Here is a 20,108-nt window from a genome sequence, read left to right on the forward strand (position 1 = left end):
TTCAGTCGGTCAGGTGGCAGTTGACCGTATACGTCGCTGATACGCTGCTGGTTTCCGGGTAGCGCTGACGACAGATATCCATCGCCTGCGGGCAGCGCGGGTGAAAATGGCAGCCGCCGGGCGGATTCGCCGGTGACGGCGTCTCGCCAGGCAGGCGAACCGCCGCCGGGTGCGCTTCAAGCCGGGGCACCGGGACCGCCGACAGCAAGGCCTGCGTATACGGGTGCTGGGGCGAGCGCAAGACCTCTTCCGTCTTACCGCGCTCAACGATGCGGCCGAGGTACATCACCGCCACGTCGTTGGCCAGATACTCGACCACTGCGAAATTATGGGTGATGAACAGGTAGGCGATGCCGAGCGCTTCCTGCAGCTCCTTCAACAGGTTGAGGATCTGCGCCTGCACCGAGACATCGAGCGCCGAGGTTGGTTCGTCGCAGATCAGCAATTGCGGCTGTACGGCCAGTGCGCGCGCGATGGCAATACGCTGGCGCTGCCCGCCGGAAAATTCATGGGGATAGCGTCCTGCGGCTTCATCGGGCAGGCCGACCTGCTTGAGCAAGGCGGCGACGGCCGTCGCCTGCGCCACCGAGTCGGCCTCCAGGGCCAACGCGCCCATGCCTTCGGCGATGATTTCGCCGACCCGCATCCGCGGGTTGAGCGAGGCGAACGGGTCCTGGAACACCATCTGCATGTGGCGGCGTGCCGCGCGCAGACGCCGCGCCTGCATGCCGACCAGTTCTGAGCCACCGAGGCGAACGCTACCGGCGGTCGGCTTGACGAGTTGCAGCAGCGCCTTGCCGACCGTCGTCTTGCCGCAGCCGGATTCGCCCACCAGCGCCAGCGTGCGGCCAGCGGAAATGGCCAGCGAAACGCCGTCGACCGCAAGAACATGCCCGACCGTCCGCTGGAAGACGCCACGGCGGATCGGGAAATGGACTTTCAGGTTGGCCACTTCGAGAAAGGGCACCATCTCCGGCATCAGATCGCCAAGCCCCAGTCGTGGCGTCTCGGCAATCGCGGCGGCACTCCCCGACCAGTGGCAGCGCAGCGTATGGCTGGCGGCCACGCTGCGCCAGCCCGGCGAGATGTCCCGACAAACCGGCATCACGTGCAGGCAGCGATCGGCAAAGCGGCAACCGGCCGGCATCGCCGACAGCGCCGGCACCTGGCCGGGAATCGTCGTCAATACCATGCCGCGCCGCGAAATTTCCGGCAAGGCGGCGAACAGGGCCTGCGTGTAGGGATGGCTCGGCCGCCTGAAGAAATCTTCGCGGCTGGCCACTTCGACCAGTTCGCCGGCATACATGACGCCGATGCGCTGCGCCATTTTGGCGACGACGCCGAGATCGTGGGTAATCAGCAGCATGGCCATGCCGCGTTCGCGCTGGAGTTGCGCCAGCAGGTCGAGAATCTGTGCCTGCACGGTGACGTCGAGTGCCGTCGTCGGCTCGTCGGCGATCAGCAGGTCGGGCTCGCCGGCCAGCGCGATGGCAATCATGACGCGCTGCTTCATGCCGCCGGAGAACTGGAAGGGATACTCGTCGAGCCGCCGTTCGGGATCGGCGATGCCGACCTGGCGCAGCAGTTCGAGCATGCGCTGGCGCGCCGCCTCGCCGCGCAGCCCGCAATGACGGTCGAGCACTTCGCCGATCTGCACGCCGACCGTCAGCACCGGATTGAGGCTGGTCGCCGGCTCCTGGAAGATCATCGCAATGCGCGCCCCGCGTACTTGGCGCATGGCGGCTTCCGACAGGGTCAGCAGTTCCTCGCCGTCAATCCTGACACTGCCGCCGACGACCCGCCCGGCGGCCGGCAGCAGGCGCATGATGCCCTGCGCCGTGACCGATTTTCCGCAGCCGGATTCGCCGAGCAGCGCGAAGGTTTCCCCTTTGGAAATAGTGAACGAAACGCCGTCGACCGCAACGAAGGTCTTCTTGCCGGCGCTGAAGCCGAGGCGCAGGTCGGAGACTTCGAGCATCAGGCGGCCCTCGGATCGAAAGCGTCGCGCACGGCGTCGGCGAACAGGTTAGCCGCCAGCACCAACATGAACATGGCGGCGAAGGCCGCCACCAGCGACCACCAGACGACCGGCTCGCGACCCAGTTCCATGCGCGCGCTGTTGATCATCGTGCCGAAGCTGATCATCGTCGGATCGACGCCGATACCGACGTAGGACAGCACCGCCTCGGCGAGCACCAGCCCGGAAAAATCCATGACCAGCGCGATGATGACGATGTGCATCAGGTTGGGCAGGATGTGGCGGACGACGATGCGCCAGTTCGAGACGCCGAAGGCCTGCGCCGCCTGGATGTATTCGAGCTCGCGCAGCTTCAGCGTTTCGCCGCGCAGCAGCCGGCAGAGGCCGGTCCACGACGTGATACCGAGAATGAAACAGAGCGCCAGCAAACGCAGGTCAGCGCGCTCGGCGGCGGTCGAGAACCACTGCGGGTTGCTGTCGATGATGACCTGCATCATCAGCACTGCGGCGGCAATCAGCAGCACGCCGGGGATCGAACTGAGCACCGTGTAGATGTACTGGATCACGTCGTCGATCCAGCCACGAAAATAGCCGGCGATGATGCCGAGCAGCACGGCTACCGGCAGCATGACCAGCGTCGTCACGAGGCCGATGATGAGCCCGGTGCGCACGCTTTTCAGGATCTGGTAGAGGACGTCCTGCCCCACCTTGTCGGTGCCGAAGACATGGTATTGCGTGGCGAGCCAGAACAGCGGTACGCCAACCAGCAGCATGAGGCCAAGGGTGATGAGGACGGCGTTCCAGGCAAAGGCAGTTTCGCCGCGCCAGATTTCTTGCCAGCCCGAGGCGTCGACCCTGAAACCAGCAGCGCCCCGCAGAAAGTCCTCTTGGGGGACAACATTTTGCACGGCACGACGATTGACCAGCCCTGCGGCGCTTGCCGCCAGCGCCAACCAGCCGAACAAGGCGAGCACGCCGACCCGGAAGGCGGAAAAGCCGGCATCGGCCAGGACCTCATCCTCGCGCTCGCCGAGGTGGGCACCGCCATGTTTCAGACGCGGATAGTCGCGGATCGTCTGGCCGCCCGGCAAGTCGATCGTTTCCTTGGCGTAGAGACGGGTGGCAAAGGGTTCGGAATAGGTTTTCTCGTTGCGTGTGCGTAGCGGCGTCAGCAGCGCGTCGAGCACCGACAGCACCTCGATCGCATAGACCGGCTTCTGCCCCGGCTTGCCTTCGAGCTGGACGCGGTAGTGCAGCGAATCGAGCAGGCCGATCACGATAAAGGCGAGCAGCAGCGTCGCCGCCGCCATCCCGGCGCGGTTGGCGCCGACCCGCCGCCAGGCTGACGGCAGCGGCGGATTTCTGGCAATTGCGACGGCGCCGGCGATCCCGGCTGCCACCAGCAGCCAGATGACCATGTCCGACCAGAGAACGACGATCTCGAAGCCGCTCATTCGAAGCGAATCCGCGGGTCGACCAGCGTGTAGGAAATGTCGGTCAGGATCAGCCCGATGATGTAGAGCACCGAGCCGATGAAGACCATCGAGCGCACGACGGCGAAATCCTGCGCGTTGATCGCGTCGATCGTGTAGCTGCCGAGACCGGGAATGCCGAAAAAGGACTCAGTCAGCAGCGAGCCCATGAAGAGCAGAGGGATGACGACAACGACGCCGGTCAGGATCGGGATCAGCGCATTGCGCAGCACATGGCGGAAGAAGACGACCGTTTCCGGCAGCCCCTTGGCGCGCGCGGTGCGCACGTAATCCTTGTTCACCTCTTCGAGAAAGATCGTGCGATACCAGCGGGTCGACGAGCCGATCCCGGAAATGACGCCGATCACCACCGGCAGGATCAGGAAACGCCAGGCGTCGATGCCGTCGCCGAAGCCGGAAATCGGCACCAGCCGCCAGACCTTGCTGATCAGGAACTGCCCACCGATGATGTAAAACAAGCCGGAAATCGACATCATCGCCACGCACAGCACGACGCCCCAGAAATCGAACGCCGTGGCGCGGAAGAAGGCCAGCGTCAGCGCGAAGCTCACGGTCACGAACAGGCCGAAGATGAAGGTCGGCAGCGCAATGGCCAGCGACGGCAACATGCGGCTGCCGATTTCGCGGGCGATATCGCGGCCGTCCTCGGCGCGGCCGAAATCGCCGGCGAACATGCGCGCTGATTTCTGGAAGAAGATGGTGTCCGTTACGGTCGACAGCCCTTTTGCCTCAAAATTAATCAGCAACGGCCGGTCGTAGCCGCGTTCGACCTTCCATTTCTCGATCACTTCCGGCGTCACCCGCTTGACCCCGAGCTGCATGCGCGCCATGTCGTCCGGCGTATTGACGACGAAGAACAGCGCAAAGGTCAGCAGGTTCACCCCGATCAGAATGGGGATGGCGTACAGCAGGCGACGAATGATGTAGGCAAGCACAGGCGGATTATGCCAAGAGCCGGCGCAGGATGAGCGCCAAAAACACAATTATCGCTAGCCCCCAGGCGGCTAACGCGTAATCGGAACGCAACCACGGCTCGGCCGGCGAGCGCGGATCGCGCAATTTATCGGGGAACGGACGCGGCGGAACCGGGATGATCTTCTGATCGGCGGGATTGGTTGGCAACCGCGCCTGATACTCAACGCTGCTTTCAACCGGCCAGTCGCCCCAGGCGCGGCTCGATGGAAATTGCGGCAGGCGAACGAGCAGGATTTCCGTGATGTCTGCGGCCAGCAGCTTTTCGAAATCCGACAACGTGCGCCCTGCCCGCCCGCTCGCCAGACGCAGCAGGTCGGTGCCCATTTCCTCGAAGGCGACGGCCGGAAAAAGGATGGTCCGGTCCTCGGTCAGGTAGTCGAATGTCGCCTTGCCCTTGGTCAGGCTGCCTTCCTTTGCCGCTACCAGCGGCAAGGCAACGATCGCCTTCGGCCAGCATTCCGGCCCGCGCGCCGGCACCTGCCAGCCCAGGATGCGGGCCGTATTGACGCTGATGCCGGCGCAGTTGGCGCGTGCATGCTGATAGGCGAACTGGTGGCGGTAGAACTGATTATAAACGCGCCCCAGCGCCGACTGCAGCCGCGCCGCGCTGCGCGGATCGGCGAGCGTGGCGACCAGCATGTACGACGGGCGATACCAGGCCTGGCCGCTGTTCAGATCACCGAGATAATTGTCGAGCGGCACCGGGGCGGCGATGATGCCCTTCTCGCTTTCCAAATCAAGGGTGTAGAAATTATTCACCAGCCATTGGTCGATGCCGCCTTGTTCGCCGAGTCGACCAGTCATTAGCGCGAAGTGACCGCCGTGCGCCTCGTCGTCGTCACCCTGCGCACCATTGAGCATCAGGCCGATCACCGGCTGCCCCGCGCGCGGCCCGCTGCTGCCCGGCCGGCGCCAGATCGACTCCACCGTAAACGGACTCTGCGCTCCGCCCTGCGGTTGCGACCGCAGCCAGATACGAAATACCGCTGGGTTGTCAGCCAGCGCATTGCTGACCGGCGCATCCGGGATGCTGAAATCCTGCGGCCAGATCGTTCGCGCCACAAAAGTTTCGCCTTGTTGATTTCCGCGCAGCTTTAGTGGTCGACCGTGGAAGAAGGTTGCGCTGCTTGGATCGAACCAGGCGCTGTTCAGCGGCAGCTGCGGCGCCAGTTTCAGCGCAAGTTGCCGGTCGCCGACCGAGATCGCTCGGCCATCGCCGGTGAGTTGAGCCCCCGTGAGGATATCCGGCGCCCCCAGCCAGACCAGGGGGGGCAATACCGGCACGGCGTCGAACGGGGTTGCCCCAACCCAGGCCGCGAGGTCATCCCACGCTGGCAAAGCCCGTTCAAAGCCCGCGACCGGCGCCCCAGGCCGCGGCACGGCGATGGTTTCGTTGTTGAAGTACCACAATGCCTGCGGCAACGCGCCGCAATCGCCGCGACTGCCGCTGGTGGTCTTGAACTGATCGGCAGGAAACAAACCGTAGGCGGGCATGGCCGGATTTTGCCCGAAACCGGCGGCGACTCAAATCACGGCAGTTGGCGCGCGATCAGTTCCTTCATGATTTCGTTCGAACCACCATAGATCCGGGCGACGCGCGAATCGGCCCAGGCCCGGGCAATCGGGTATTCCCACATGTAGCCGTAGCCGCCATGCAGTTGCAGGCAGGCATCGAGTACCTTGCTTTGCAGGTCGGTGCACCAGTACTTGGCCATCGACGCTGCGGTCGCATCAAGTTCGCCCTTGATGTACAGCTCGATGCAGCGGTCGATGAAGACCCGGGCGATCTGCACCTCGGTCATCGCCTCGGCGAGGGTGAACTGGGTATTCTGGAACTGCATGATCTCCTTGCCGAACGCCCGGCGCTCGCGGCAGTACAACGAGGTCCAGTCGATCGCCGCCTCCATCTGGGCAACGGCGGTGATGGCGATCTGCAGGCGTTCCCAGGGAAGCTCGGTCATCAGGTAGGCAAAACCGCGGTTTTCCTCACCGATCAGGTTGTCGACCGGAACTCGCGCGTTGTCGAAGAAGAGTTCGCCGGTATCCTGCGCCTTCATGCCGATTTTCTTCAGGCGCCTGCCCTTCGAGAAACCGGCCATCGTCGTATCGACAACGAACAGGCTGGTTCCCTTGGCGCCCTTGCCCGGGTCGGTCTTGGCGACGACGATCACCAGATCGCAATGGAAGCCGTTGGTAATGAAGGTCTTGGAACCGTTCAGGACGTAATGGGCACCGTCGTGCACGGCCGTCGTGTGGATACCCTGGAGGTCTGATCCGGCCGCCGGCTCGGTCATGGCAATGGCGCCGATCAGTTCGCCGCTCACCATCCTGGGGAGGTATTTCTGTTTGAGGAACTCGCTGCCGTAATGCAGCAGGTAGGGTGCGACGATCTCCGAATGCAGCAGCATCCCGAGCAGGTTCTGCACCGCCCGGCGCGCCGGCTGCTCGAACAGCACGACGCTGTAGAGCTTGTCGGCGCCGGCTCCGCCGTACTCCTCGGGCATCGAGGTGCACAGGTAGCCGGATTGGCCGGCCTTCAGCCACACCTCGCGGTCGATGAAGCCCTGATCCTCGTAGCGCTCGTAATGCGGAGCGACCTCGACCTCAATGAAGCGGTCGAGCGATTCGGCGAACTGCCGATGTTCGTCGTCGAAGATTGTGCGCGGTATGGTCATGGTCTTCCTTTTCCCGTTCAGATGCGGAAGCAGCCGCCGCAGACCAGCAGCTCGCCGGAGATGTAGTTGGATTCGGGATAGCAGAGCAAGGCGATGGCGCCGGCGGCTTCTTCCGGCGTGCCGCCGCGACCGAGCGGCACCAGCGCTTCCATCTGCTTGAGGAGGTCGGGATTGACGCCGGCCTTGATCTGCCTGCCCGCGATGTCGAGCGTCGAGCTGCCATCAGCCGGGGCGCGGGTCAGGCGCGTATTGATCAGGCCGAAGGCCACGCAATTCACATTGACCCGGTAACGCCCCCACTCCTTGGCCAGCGTCCGCGTCATGCCGATCACCCCGGCCTTGGCCGCCGCGTAATTGACCTGGCCGGCATTGCCGCCGACACCGGCGATCGACGAGACATTGACCACCTTGCGGAACTTCTCGTCGCCGGCCTCGCTTTCCTTCCTCGCCGCATTGCGCAGGAATTCGGCGGCGGCACGCAGGATGCGGAACGGCGCGGTCAGGTGGACGTCGATCATCGCGTACCACTGTTCGTCAGTCATCTTCTGGACCACGTTGTCCCAAGTGTAGCCGGCGTTGTTGACGATGATGTCGAGGCCGCCGAAGTGCGTGATCGCATTCTGCACGAAGCGCTCGGCAAAATCGGGCGCCGTCACGCTGCCGATACAAGCAATCGCCTGCCCGCCGGCAGCGACGATCTCGGCTACCGTCTGCTCGGCCGGCGCCGCATCGAGATCATTGATGACGACGCTGGCGCCCTCCGTCGCCAGCTTGAGGGCTAGCGCCCGACCGATGCCGCGGCCGGAACCACTGACGATGGCCACTTTTCCTTCGAGTTTTCCCATTTCAATCTCCGCTTACATTGAATTCGCTTCAGCCAAGCGCGACCAGCGCCTCGCCCTCTATCTTCAGTTGTCCGTACTGGTTAAGCATTTCCACCGCGACACGCGCGAGCGGCTGGCCGCCCTCTTCCAGCAGTTCGATGACCTGTCCGCGCAGGACCGGCTGGTTGCCAAGATGAGTAAGCGCCACGAAGCGCACGCTGAACGAGCGCAGACGGGACTGCGGCCGCCATCCGGTCAGCAGGCGCCCCAGCCAGGCCATGCCGAGCATGCCGTGGGCAAAGACATCGGGCATCCCGGCGCGCCGTGCAAAATCGATATCGACATGGATCGGGTTGAAGTCTCCCGAGGCCCCGGCGAAGCGGCACAGCAGGGTGCGGTCGATCGCCAACAGGACCAGCTCTGGCAACACGTCGCCCACCCTGACCGGCGCGTTGATCTCTTGTGCTCCAACCATGGCGCTCAGCCGTTCATGACGACGATGACCGAGCGCATTTCGCCCACTGCCTCGCCGCGCTGGTTGGTCACTCTGGTCACCTTGGTGACGAACTCCATCCTGCCGCCCTTCTTTTCGCTGATGTCGGCAATGCTCGATCGCAGGGTCAGCACGTCGCCGGCATGTACCGGTCGCTCATAGGTGAAGCTCTGTTCTCCGTGCAGCACCCGGTCGATCGGGACGCCCAGCGTTTCCATCAGCGCCTGGATGGTGCCGGCATCAAGTTCAGCCCCGAAGTAAAGCGTCGGCGGCGCCAGCAACGATGGATGGCCGGCGGCCATCGCCGCCGCCTCGTCAGTATATTCTGGGCGGGTTTCGCCGATTGCCCGGGCGAATGCGAGCAGCCGGCCCTTCTCGACCGGCCAGTGGACCACCGGTAACTGCATGCCGAGATGGCTTCTGGCGATCATCATCCCTCCCGCTCAGTCGACGCGCTGGTAGAGCGTGACGACGCAGGCGCCGCCCAGCCCGAGGTTGTGCTGCAGCCCAAGACGGGCGCCGGCAACCTGGCGTTCGCCTGCTTCGCCGCGCAACTGTTCAACCAGTTCAACGCACTGGGCAAGGCCGGTCGCCCCCAGCGGATGCCCCTTCGACAGCAATCCCCCCGACGGATTGGTCACGATGCGTCCGCCGTAGGTGTTGTCCCCATCGGCGATGAACTTCTCGGCGCCGCCGTCCGGACAGAGACCTAGCCCCTCGTAGATGAGCACCTCGTTCTGCGCGAAGCAGTCGTGCAGTTCGACGACATCGAGATCTTCAGGACCGATCCCGGCCTGCGCATAAACCTGGGCGACCGCCTCGCGTGTCATGTCGTCCCCGACCAGTGCCATCATGCTGCGCTTGTCGAAGGTTCCCGGACGATCGGTCGTCATCGCCTGGGCGGCGATGAACACCCGGCGGTCGAGGTTCATGCGGTCGGCGAAGCGCCGTGACACGAGAATCGCCGCCGCCGCACCGCAGGTCGGCGGGCAGGCCATCAACCGCGTCATGCCGGCTTCCGGAAAGACCATCGGCGCCGCCATGACCTCCTCCTCGCTCACCACCTTGCGGAACAGCGCCAGCGGATTGTGCGCCGCGTGGCGGCTGGCCTTGGCCCGCACCCTGGCAAAAAGGTTGGGCTTGACGCCATAGCGCTCCATGTACTCCTTGCCGGCGCCACCGAAGTAACGCAGCGCGATGGGCACATCGTAGGGCGTGATCTCGTCGCACAATTCGTCGAAGCGCGAGAAGGGCGACGGTCGATCGGTCCACTGCCCGGACAGCGCGCCCGGCTGCATCTGTTCGAAACCGAGGGCCAAAACGCAGTCGACCGCACCCGACTCGACCAGTTGCCGCGCCAGGAAGAGCGCCGTCGACCCGGTGGAGCAGTTATTGTTGACGTTGGCGATCGGGATGCCGGTCATCCCGACCTCGTAGAGCGCGCGTTGCCCCGAGGTCGAGTCGCCGTAGACATAGCCGGATCGCCTGCTGCACGGCGCCGTAACTCAGTCCCGCGTTGTCCAGCGCCTTGCGCACCGCCGCCGCGGCCATCACGTCATAGGGGTCGCTGGCGCCCGGCTTGCCGAAGGGCACCATCCCGACGCCGGCGACAAAAGCTTTTTCCCGCATTCGCTGTCTCCTCCCGTACGCCGGCTGACGTTAAGGAGCAAACGCAGCCGAATATGTTCAAATTCGGCAATTCTCCACCAATCGCGGCAAGAAGTCGTCTCACATGACGGGAAATGTTGCTTAAACGCATATACACCCATCGTGGGGGGTGGCTTGCCATGCTGTTGCCGCTAGACTCGCCACTGGATTTCGATATATATGTATCAGTTGCGCGCCAAATGCTTGATCAATCCGTAATTGCATTGCCTGCTGCGGCGACTTACAGTTCAATTCCGGAGGGGGACCCTAGTGAACAAGACTGCAATGCAACGCCTGCCCGTGCGCACCGCACTGGCTTCCGCCATGCTGATTGCCTTCAGCGGCAGCGCCCTGGCATTCGAGTTCGAGCTCGAGGACGGAGTCAAGGGCAGCTGGAACAACACCATTTCATTCGGCGCCAACTGGCGGATGACGAGGCCCTACGCCGGACTGTACAGCCAGCCGGATGGCGCGCGCATCGGTCTCACCGACGGCAAGCGCGGATCGGGCGGCAGCGCCACCGACGCCGGTAACCTGAACTACGAGAAGGGTGACGTGGTCAATGCCCCGCTACAGATCCTCTCCGACTTGGCAATCAGCAAGGGCGACCTCGGTGCCTTCATCCGCGTCAAGGCCTGGTACGACGTCGCCATGGAGAACAAGAACCGACCCTACGGCAACGCCGACAACGGCTATGCCAAAGGTAAGGAACTTTCCGACAGCAGCCAGCCGGACCTGCTCAAGTACTCCGGCATCGCGCTGCTCGACGCCTACGTCTACAACACCTTCGATGTCGGCACCCCGCTCCAGATCCGCCTTGGTAACCAGGTCGTAAACTGGGGTGAGAGCCTCTTCGTCCAGGGCATCAACCAGCTCAACCCGGTCAACCTGCCGGCGCTACGCAAGCCGGGCACCGAAGTCAAGGAGGCTCTGCTGCCAGTATGGAGCATCGACGCCAACATCGCCCTCGGCGGCGGCGCATCGCTCGAAGGCTTCTATCAACTCAAGTGGGAGCAGAGCCTGGTCGACAGTTGCGGCGGCTACTATTCGCCGGTCGAATTCGCGATCACCACCGATGCCAATCGCGGAACCAGTTGTTCCGGGGTAACCACCGCGCTTTACCCGGGCCAGAAGTTTGATACCCCGACCCTGTTGCGGACTGGCCTCTTCTTCCCCCTGACCAATGGCAAGGATGGCTCGAACACCGGCCAGTTTGGCGCTGCGTTCCGCATACCAATCGACGCCATCGACTCCGAGTGGGGCCTGTACGGCATGCGCATCAATTCACGGACGCCAATCATTTCCGCCTACACCGGAACCTGGGGCAGGACACCGGCACAACTCCGGACCCTTGTCAATCCGGTGGCCGCCCAGGAAGCGGCACTTGGTGCTCTTGGGGTCAAGTCTGCATATGGCTTCTGGGAATACCCTGATGGCATCAACATCTATGGCACCACGCTGTCGACCAATATCGCCGGCTGGTCGGTCGGCGCCGAGTTGGGCTATACGCCCAACCAGCCTGTGCAGGTCAACGGCAACGACATCCTGTACAGCGCCACGGCTGGCGTCGGCCCGATGGCGCCGCGGACGAGGGCGGCGACAGCGGCCGGCTTAGGCAATACAGTGCACGGCTATGACCGCTTTCGCAAGACACAGTTGCAGGTCAATACCGTCAAGATCCTGCCGAGCATGCTTGGGGCGACGCAGGGCGTATTTATCGCCGAAATCGCCGGACAGTGGGCATCGAATACCAACGACCAGGCCGAACGCGAAGGGATCCGCTATGGCCGCGCCTTCATCTTTGGACTGGGGTCGAGCGGTGGGGCTGGCGCCTTCAATACCGGCAATACCTGCAACCCGGCAAGTCCGCTTTGGAACCCGCAGCGCAACGGCTGCAACAACGACGGTTACGCCACCAGCACGGCCTGGGGCTATCGCCTGAAGGCGTCGCTCGACTACACGGGCGCCTTCAACACCGGCTTCACGCTGACGCCTTCGGCTTTCTGGTCGCATGACGTCAACGGCTACTCGGTCGATACGCAGTTTATCAAGGACCGCATGATCCTCGGCCTCGGCCTGCGGGCGGACTACCAGAAGAAGTACACGATCGACCTCGGCTACACGGCCTTCCTCGACAATGCCAAGTACGACCCGTTCAAGGACCGTGACTACCTGAGCCTTGCGTTCAGCACCACGTTCTGACACCGATAATCGACTGAAGGAGACAACCCCATGAATTTAAGACTGAAACTGGTGACTGTTGCGATCGGCTGCGGCCTGATGAGCGGGGCCGCGCTGGCCGGCACCTCGGCGGCCGATATCGAGCGCCTGGGCAAGGACCTGACGCCGACCGGCGCCATCCGCGCCGGCAACGCCGACAATTCCATCCCCGAATGGAAGGGTGGCCTGACCACGCCCCCGACCGGCTGGAAGCCCGAACAGGGCTACATCGACCCGTTCGCCAACGAGAAGCCGCTATTCACGATCACCGGCGCCAACGCCGACCAGTACAAGGAGAAGCTCAGCCCGGGTCTGACGGCATTGCTCAAGAAGTACCCGAACTTCACGATGCCGGTCTACCCGGCGCATCGCACGGTGGCGCTGCCCAAGACAGCCACCGACCTGATCAGGGCCGAAGCTCCCAGAATCGAGATGAAAGACGGCCATATCATCGGCCGTCTGCATTCCAACGTGCCCTTTCCGGTTCCCAAAACTGGCCAGGAAGCGATCCAGAATCACCTCCTGCGCTACATGGGTGGAGGTTATGAGCGTACCTATGTCTGGTTCCCGGTACGCGCCAATGGCGATACCTACAAGGTCACCTTCGTCGACCGCGTGGTGACCGCCGCCAATTTCGAGCCGCCGCAGGAAGGCAACATGGGTTTCGCTTATTTCGGCCGCTTCACCTCGCCGGCGACCCTCGACGGTACGAACTATCTGGTTCATGAGCCGATCGACCAACTCAACGACTCACGTTCGGCATGGATCTACAACTCGGGGCTGCGTCGCGTGCGCCGTGCGCCAGATCTGGCTTTCGACAATATCGCCGATGGCACGGAAGGCATGCGCACGACCGACCAGTATCTCGCTTACAACGGTTCCATTGAACGCTACGACTGGAAGCTGGTCGGCAAGAAAGAGATGTACGTGCCATACAACACGTACAAGATCGGCGACAAGAAGCTCAAGTACACCGACATCATCGACAAGAACACGATCAAGAGCGACCTGATGCGCTATGAACTGCATCGCGTCTGGGTCGTCGAGGCGACGCTGAAGGCAGGGCAGAAGCATATCTACGGCAAACGCACCTTTTACCTTGATGAGGACAGCTGGAATGTTCTCGAAGAGGATTCCTACGACACGCGCGGCAACCTCTGGCGCGTCGGCATTCATGGCTTGCGCCAGAATTACGATGCCCTCGTACCCTGGAGCAACGTCCAGGTGTGGCACGATCTGAGCAACGGCAACTACCTGGTCACCCACCTCGACAATGAGACCTCGCAGCCCATCGTTTTCGGCAAGAAGGCCAAGTGGTCGGACTTTCAGGCAGACGCCCTGCGCCGCGCTGGCGGCACTCGCTGACCGTCCGGTTGCCGCCCTGATGCCGAGGGCGCAGCACTGACGACCATCGAGCAGTCGATGGTCGTTTTTTTTTCGCGAACAGGAAGGTAAACGATGAAAAAAATGATGATGACGGCGCCACTTGCGGCCCTCCTCGCCAGTGTTCTCGTGACACCGCCGCTGCCTGCGTGGGCCGATGAGAAGCCTCGCCTCGTGGTATCGAGAGTCCCGATGAAGCAGGACAGGATCCTTCTGCTCGATGCCTTCCGCGCTAACCAGCGTGCGGTCGCGGTCGGCGCGCGCGGGACGGTATTCGTTTCCACCGATGGCGGCGTGGACTGGAAAAGTCAGCGCACGGCATCGACACGCACGCTGACCGCGGTTACCGCGCTCAATGACAGGATCTGGCTGGCGGTTGGCCATGGCGGAACCATCCTTCGTAGCGAGGATGGCGGCCAGACCTGGATGCCGGTCGAGGTGCCGGAGGCCGGAACCGACGCTCTGCTTGGCGTGACAGTGCTCGATGCCAGGACACTGGTTGCCTACGGCGCCTTCGGCCTCTTTCTCAAGTCAACCGACGAAGGACGCACGTGGACCCGTCAGGACGTGGTCGAGGAAGGCTTCGACCGGCACATCGCGAAAGTCATCCCGCTCGGCGAAGCGTTGGTCCTGGTCGGCGAATCGGGAACCATCGCCCGGTCGACCGATGGCGGCACGACCTGGACCAAGGTCGACTCGCCATATGAAGGCTCCTTCTTCGGCGGTCTGCGGACTGCCGATGGCAGCGCCCTGATCTTCGGCATGCGCGGCAACGTCTTCCGCTCGACCGACGCCGGCTGCACATGGAAGAACGTCGAGACCGACACCAAGGTCGCCTTCAACGGCGGCCGGGCATTCGACGACGGCATGGTCGTGCTCACCGGTAATTCCGGCAAGCTGGCGATCAGTCGCGACAACGGCCAGACCTTCGAGGTGAAAGATCTGCCAGGCCGGGGGTACGCAAACGTCCTCAAACGCGGCGACGGCGAACTGCTGGTCGTTGGCGACCGCGGAATCACCCCGGTGCCGGCAACCCTGCTGGCCAAGTAAGCAATACCCACGACGGAAGCGACCGGGAGGCATGGCGTGAAGACAGATTCCAGAAAGACAGGTGATATCGGCCTGCAGGCCCACGAGTTCAGCAACACGTGGGTAGGCAAGGTGTCATACTGGATTTTTCACCTGCGCAAGCCGTTGTTGCTGTTGTTCATACTGATAACCATCGCCCTCGCCTATTCAGCCAGCCACTTGCGGGTGGGCGCCGGGTTTACCAAGATGATCCCGCTCAAGCATGAGTACATGCAGACCTTTCTGGAGTACCAGAACGACTTCGGTGGGGCTAACAAGATCCTGGTTGCCGTCAAGGCAACGAATGGCGACATCTACACCAAGGACTTCATGGAAACCCTGCGCAAGGTTACCGAGGATGTGTTCTACATCAAGGGCGTCGAGCGCAGTTCGGTAACCTCGCTGTTCACCTCGAATGTCCGCTACACCGAAGTTGTCGAGGACGGGTTCCGGGGTGGCAACATCATCGCGGCGGACTTTGCCGGCACGCCGGAGCAACTCAAGGGCGTACGCGACAACGTCGCCAAGTCCGACTGGGGCGGCCGCATCGTTGCCACCGACAGGACTGCCGCCATGGTCGTCGCCACCCTGCAGGAAAAGGACCCCGATACCGGTGAGCGCCTCAACCTGCAGGAAGTCGCCAAGAAACTCGAGGAAATCCGTCAGGCAACCGAAAACAAGGATGTCACGGTCCACATCATCGGCTTCGCCAAAGCCGTTGGCGACATCGCCGCAGGTGCGGCTGGCGTCATCGTCTTCTTCGGCATCGCCTTCGTCATTACCGCCGCCCTCCTGTACTGGTACTCGGGGTCCGGCATTCTCGCCTCGTACGCCCTCATCTGCGCCGTTGTGCCGGTGATCTGGCTACTCGGCCTGCTGCCCATCTTCAAGCTCACACTGGACCCGATGTCGATCCTCGTGCCCTTCCTGATCTTCTCGATCGCCATCTCGCACGCAGTGCAGATGACCAGTTCCTGGAAACAGGAAACCATGGCCGGCGCCGACGGCATCAAGGCTTCACGGCTTTCCTTCGAGAATCTCTTCATTCCCGGCGCCGTCGCCCTGCTGGCCAACGCCATCGGCTTCATGGTCATCGGCATGGTCCAGATCGAAATGGTCCAGGAACTGACCATTACCGCGACGCTGGGCGTCACCGTTATGATCGTCACCAACAAGATGCTGCTGCCGATCCTTCTGTCATACCGGAAGATCTCTCCGGAACAGACGCGGAAGATGCACGGCCATGAAGCCAGCGCCGACCGCCTCTGGGAAAAATTTGGCGTCCTCGCGACTCCGAAGGGCGGCGCCGTCGCCATCGCCATCGCCCTCGTCACGCTCGGCATCGGCCTCTATGTCGCGAAGGACCACAAGGTTGGCGACCTCGGTGACGGCGTTCCGGAACTGCGGCCAAATTCCCGTTACAACGAGGACGTCCGCATCATCACCTCGAACTTTGCAATCGGCGTCGATGTCCTGCAGGTCATCGCCGAGGCCAAGGGTGCCGACTCGCCGTGCGTCGATCGCACGGTGATGGACAAGATGGAGGAGTTCGAACTGGGCATCCGCCAGAACGACGGCGTGGCCGCGGTTCGCGGTCTTGCCGGATTCGTCAATATTGTCACCCAGGCCTACGCGGAAACCAACATAAAGTGGCAGGCACTGCCTCAGGACAAGGCCCAGATCGCCCAAGGCGTGGGCTTCGCGACACGGCTCGGCAACGAATTGATGAATTCGACGTGCACCGCGATGCCGATCTCGATCTTCACCCGCGATCATAAAGCTGAGACCATTGCCAGCGTCGTCGATCAGATCAAGGCGTTCAAAAGCGAGTACGACACCGATGAACTCAGGTTCCGTCTGGCCAGCGGCAACGTCGGCGTCATGGCTGCCACCAATGAAACGGTGGCGGCCGCCGACAGGTGGGTCAACCTCGCCCTCTTCGGTTCCGTGGCTCTGTTGTGTATCCTCATGCTGCGCTCGGTTCCCGCTACGCTGTGCATCATCCTGCCGCTCGGGCTGGTGACGGTACTGTGCAATGCGCTGATGACCTGGCTCGACATCGGCCTCAAGGTCAATACCCTGCCGGTCGTAGCGCTCGGTGTCGGTGTCGGCGTCGACTACGGCATCTACCTCTTCGAACGCATCAAGCACGAAATGGATATCGGCCTGAATCTGCGTGACGCCTTCGTCCAGGCGCTGAAGCAGCGTGGCACCGCGTCGGTATTCACGGCGGTGACGATGACCGTGTCGGTCGCCACCTGGGCCTTCTCGGATCTGAAGTTCCAGGCGGACATGGGCATCCTGCTGGCATTCATGTTCCTGGTCAACGTCTTCGGCGCCATTCTCCTGCTGCCGGCGCTGGCAGCCTTCCTGGTCGGCAACCGGAAGACGAAGGCCTCCTGACCGGCGGAGACATCAAACGCGGCGTGAACCGGCGGTTCGCGCCGCGTTTTCATTCCACGACGGAGCGCCCGGCAAGCGCATCAGACACGCCCCCAGCCGGCTCGCTTCTCAAGGAACTCGGCAACATACTTGTCCGCCAGCTTGCTCTCGGGCAACTGCCCTATCGCCTGGAATACGTGGGGCATGCCATCGAAAACATCGAGCTGGACATCGACCCCGGAGCCGTGCGCCTTGGCAGCCGCCCGCGTCGAATCGTCGAGCAGCATCTCGTTGCTGCCGACCTGGAACAGCATCGGCGGCAGGCCCGTGAAATCGCCGGTCAACGGCGAGACTAATGGCGTCATGTGCAATTCCGGCTCGGATAGGTACATCTCGCCGAACCAGCGCAGCATGGCCACCGAAAACATGGGGTCGCTCGCCTCGTTGACCGCGGCGCTGCGCCCGCTCAGCGAGAAGTCGGTCGCCGGCGAGAGCAGAATCGCGGCAACCGGCAGCGGAAGACCCTCGGCGCGGGCGCGCATCAGCGTCACCAGCGCCAGGTTGCCGCCGGCTGAATCCCCGCAGATGACGATGTTGCCCGCCGGATGGCCGTTGTTTAGCAGCCAGCGATACGCCGCGAGGCAGTCGTCGGAAGCCGCTGGATAGGGGTGTTCGGGCGCCAGCCGATAGACCGGCATCAGGGCGCGAGCGCCTGATGTCCGGCACCAGCGGGCGATCATCGCCGACTGGGTGCGGGGGATGCGGAAGCAGAAAGCGCCACCGTGCAGATAGAGAAATACACGATCGAGGCGGCTCTGCGGCACTTCCAGCCACTCGGCCCGCACTTCGTCGCAATCCTGGCGGGTTATCCGGACATTCGCGGCCGGTTGTCCGAGATTGTGGTCAACCGTGGCGATGCGTTTGCGCAACTCATGAATGAAATCGTTCGAAAAGCTCATGCGCTTGAACGAGAAACGTAGCAGGTTGTCGATAATGAACTGCGCCGACTCGCTTCCCATGTGCGGAATCAGGCGGTAATAGGGTGGCGCCGAAATCTTCGGGGCAAATTCCGAATCCATGCATGTCTCCTGGCTCCTGGGCCGACGCCGGATACGCCAGCCAGATTCCCGCCGACTATCTGGCCAGCGGCGGGATATTCAGATTGTTCTTCCCGGGCCGTCTGGCCGGCGTCGGGTTACCGTCGCTCCGCTCTCAGCGGTTATCCTGCGTGGCCAGTTCCGCGACCGGTGGTGTTTCAATCTCCGCAACCTCCGCCACCACGCCCGGTGCCGGATTGTTGGCGCCCGCTTTCCTTGTCGCCGGCTTCCTCACCGCCGGCTTATTCCCAAGCGGCGCTTTCGTCGCGGCTTCGTCGCGCGCCTGCGCCACCGCGACCGCCTTGTCACGGGCCGCCGGTGTCGCGGCAACATTTCGCCGCGTCCGCGGCGTGGAAGCCCCAGTCTCCGCTCCCGACTTCCGCTTGCCGACGGCAGCGGCAACCAGTTCGTCGAAACTCTGGTTCAGGCACTGCACGAACACCGAGGGGTCGGGCAGCATCTTGCGGCATGAAACGAAGCAGACCCACAGCGTGCCGTTGTAACTCAGCCCAGTCAGGTTCAGGCCAACGCCGTCAATGACAATGGAAACCGGCGTGAACATCTGCAGCCGCGCTCCCGCCAAATAAAGTGCCTCGTCCGGACCATGCACGTTGGAAACCGTGACATTGACCAACGGCACGAGCGCGGAACGCATGACCTGCTCGACAAGGAAGGCTGGCAGCACCTCGACCAGCCGGGCTGGAAGATCCTTCCCGAGCGCCGCCGAAACCGACTTGCCCAGGCTGGTGGCCTGGCGCACGGCGAGGAGCCGCTCGAGCGGATCGGCGATATCGGTACGGAGCGGCAAGGCAGTCATAGCCACCCGGTTGCTTTCGTCGCCACCCTTGTACTCACCCCGGGTACTTATCGGCATCATCGCGTTGAGGCTGGCGCCCGGCAGTTCTCCTTTCAGTTCGAGATACTTGCGCAGCGCGCCACTGGCCGTCGCCATGAATATGTCGTTGATCGTGACCCCTTCGAATTGCTGACGAATCCTGTTGCAGTCGACAAGGGACAAGCCGACGACATCGACCACGCGGTGGGCGGATATCTTGCCATCGAAGCGCGTATGCGGCCTCAGGTGCAACTTCTCGTTGTGATTTCTGGTCATTTCCGCAGCCATTTCGGCCAACCCCGGGCGGCTGGCGACAATCTTCCTGCCGACAGCGAGCACCTTGCCGCTGGTGACGAAGTCGACACCGGCACCTGCCGCACGCTTGCCGAGATCGACAATCAGCCGCGCGCCATCGAGAACCTGGCAGGCGCGATGGCCGACAGCGCGCGCGCACAGCTCGACAATCGTCGGGTAGCGATCGGCGATGATCGCGACCGGGTTCCCGCCCTCGTCCGCTTCCGGATCCAGCGTCCGCGACTGTGAATGAATGGCACGGATGATTTCAACCCCTCCCTCGCCGTCGACCGCGGCATGGTGAAACTTTATGTAAAGCGCGAAGCTGCCCGGGACGATTCCGGGAACATGGTCGAGGCCTTCGATGATGTAGGCCTCCCACAGGGGTTTCGACTTGTCGAGTGAGCGCGAGTGCAGCCGGGCAACCTGAATCATCAACTGACGCCAGTCGCCGGGCTGCGGCAGCGCGATATGACGGACGTGGTATTCGACGTCGACATCGGTATCATCGATCCAGTAGGGTCGATCGAGTCCCCAAGGCACTGCGATGAGGCGGCGCCGGAAAACCCGGGTCTGCTTCATCCGGGATTGAAAGAAATTAAGTACCGATTTGAACCGGAGTTCCCCCTCCGGCGCGGTAGACGGGTCATAGATGCCGAGTGCCGCCACCTGCATCAACTGGTTTCCGTGTTCAATCTCCAGAAAGAGATTGTCGAGACCGGAGAGATGTTTCATCGCTTTTCC

The 20,108-nt window shown here is 62.9% G+C and carries 14 protein-coding genes and 1 pseudogene; 4 read left to right on the forward strand and 11 right to left on the reverse strand.

What is annotated here, in order from left to right; translation table 11 throughout:
* Window position 1: 1 nt before the first annotated feature.
* The 9 genes and pseudogenes from IPP03_03250 to IPP03_03290 form a co-directional block, all read right to left on the reverse strand.
* Window positions 2–1,978 (reverse strand): ABC transporter ATP-binding protein, encoded by a 1,977-nt coding sequence (locus IPP03_03250; protein ID MBL0351727.1) that lies wholly within the window; start codon window positions 1,976–1,978, stop codon window positions 2–4.
* Window positions 1,978–3,432 carry an ABC transporter permease gene (locus tag IPP03_03255; protein ID MBL0351728.1) on the reverse strand — a complete coding sequence of 485 codons (1,455 nt, stop codon included), beginning with the start codon at window positions 3,430–3,432 and terminating at the stop codon, window positions 1,978–1,980. The genes IPP03_03250 and IPP03_03255 overlap by 1 nt, the downstream gene beginning before the upstream one ends.
* The gene (locus IPP03_03260; GenBank protein MBL0351729.1) at window positions 3,429–4,406 is read right to left on the reverse strand and encodes an ABC transporter permease; all 978 of its coding nucleotides are present in this window, start codon (window positions 4,404–4,406) and stop codon (window positions 3,429–3,431) included. The genes IPP03_03255 and IPP03_03260 overlap by 4 nt, the downstream gene beginning before the upstream one ends.
* A gap of 7 nt (window positions 4,407–4,413) precedes the next feature.
* Window positions 4,414–5,940, reverse strand: a complete 1,527-nt coding sequence (locus tag IPP03_03265; protein ID MBL0351730.1) for a hypothetical protein — start codon at window positions 5,938–5,940, stop codon at window positions 4,414–4,416.
* Window positions 5,941–5,975: 35 nt separating this feature from the next.
* Window positions 5,976–7,121, reverse strand: a complete 1,146-nt coding sequence (locus IPP03_03270; GenBank protein ID MBL0351731.1) for an acyl-CoA dehydrogenase family protein — start codon at window positions 7,119–7,121, stop codon at window positions 5,976–5,978.
* Window positions 7,122–7,138: 17 nt separating this feature from the next.
* The gene (locus IPP03_03275; protein MBL0351732.1) at window positions 7,139–7,966 is read right to left on the reverse strand and encodes an SDR family oxidoreductase; all 828 of its coding nucleotides are present in this window, start codon (window positions 7,964–7,966) and stop codon (window positions 7,139–7,141) included.
* Window positions 7,967–7,994: 28 nt separating this feature from the next.
* Entirely contained in the window at window positions 7,995–8,420 is a 426-nt protein-coding gene (locus IPP03_03280) for a dehydratase (protein ID MBL0351733.1), read from the reverse strand.
* Between the two features lie 5 nt (window positions 8,421–8,425).
* On the reverse strand, window positions 8,426–8,869 hold the full coding sequence (locus IPP03_03285) for a MaoC family dehydratase N-terminal domain-containing protein (protein MBL0351734.1): 444 nt from the start codon (window positions 8,867–8,869) through the stop codon (window positions 8,426–8,428).
* A gap of 12 nt (window positions 8,870–8,881) precedes the next feature.
* Window positions 8,882–10,067, reverse strand: a pseudogene (locus IPP03_03290) (lipid-transfer protein).
* Between the two features lie 288 nt (window positions 10,068–10,355).
* Here IPP03_03290 and IPP03_03295 point away from each other — a divergent pair.
* The 4 genes from IPP03_03295 (at window position 10,356) to IPP03_03310 (ending at window position 17,159) form a co-directional block, all read left to right on the forward strand.
* Entirely contained in the window at window positions 10,356–12,287 is a 1,932-nt protein-coding gene (locus tag IPP03_03295) for a DUF1302 domain-containing protein (protein ID MBL0351735.1), read from the forward strand.
* 30 nt (window positions 12,288–12,317) lie between these two features.
* Complete coding sequence (locus IPP03_03300) at window positions 12,318–13,670, forward strand: DUF1329 domain-containing protein (GenBank protein ID MBL0351736.1); 1,353 nt, start codon at window positions 12,318–12,320, stop codon at window positions 13,668–13,670.
* A 93-nt stretch (window positions 13,671–13,763) separates the two neighbouring features.
* Window positions 13,764–14,738: a hypothetical protein gene (locus tag IPP03_03305; protein ID MBL0351737.1), complete on the forward strand. Its 975-nt coding sequence runs from the start codon at window positions 13,764–13,766 to the stop codon at window positions 14,736–14,738.
* Between the two features lie 36 nt (window positions 14,739–14,774).
* On the forward strand, window positions 14,775–17,159 hold the full coding sequence (locus IPP03_03310) for an MMPL family transporter (protein MBL0351738.1): 2,385 nt from the start codon (window positions 14,775–14,777) through the stop codon (window positions 17,157–17,159).
* Window positions 17,160–17,239: 80 nt separating this feature from the next.
* Here the strand turns inward: IPP03_03310 and IPP03_03315 are convergent, their stop codons facing one another.
* Both IPP03_03315 and IPP03_03320 read right to left on the reverse strand, forming a co-directional pair.
* Window positions 17,240–18,217, reverse strand: coding sequence for an alpha/beta hydrolase (locus IPP03_03315; protein MBL0351739.1), 978 nt, complete (start codon window positions 18,215–18,217; stop codon window positions 17,240–17,242).
* Between the two features lie 133 nt (window positions 18,218–18,350).
* Entirely contained in the window at window positions 18,351–20,099 is a 1,749-nt protein-coding gene (locus tag IPP03_03320; GenBank protein ID MBL0351740.1) for a wax ester/triacylglycerol synthase family O-acyltransferase, read from the reverse strand.
* Between the last annotated feature and the right edge of the window lie 9 nt (window positions 20,100–20,108).

The sequence above is a fragment of the Candidatus Dechloromonas phosphoritropha genome (assembly GCA_016722705.1).
GTDB lineage: Bacteria > Pseudomonadota > Gammaproteobacteria > Burkholderiales > Rhodocyclaceae > Azonexus > Azonexus phosphoritrophus.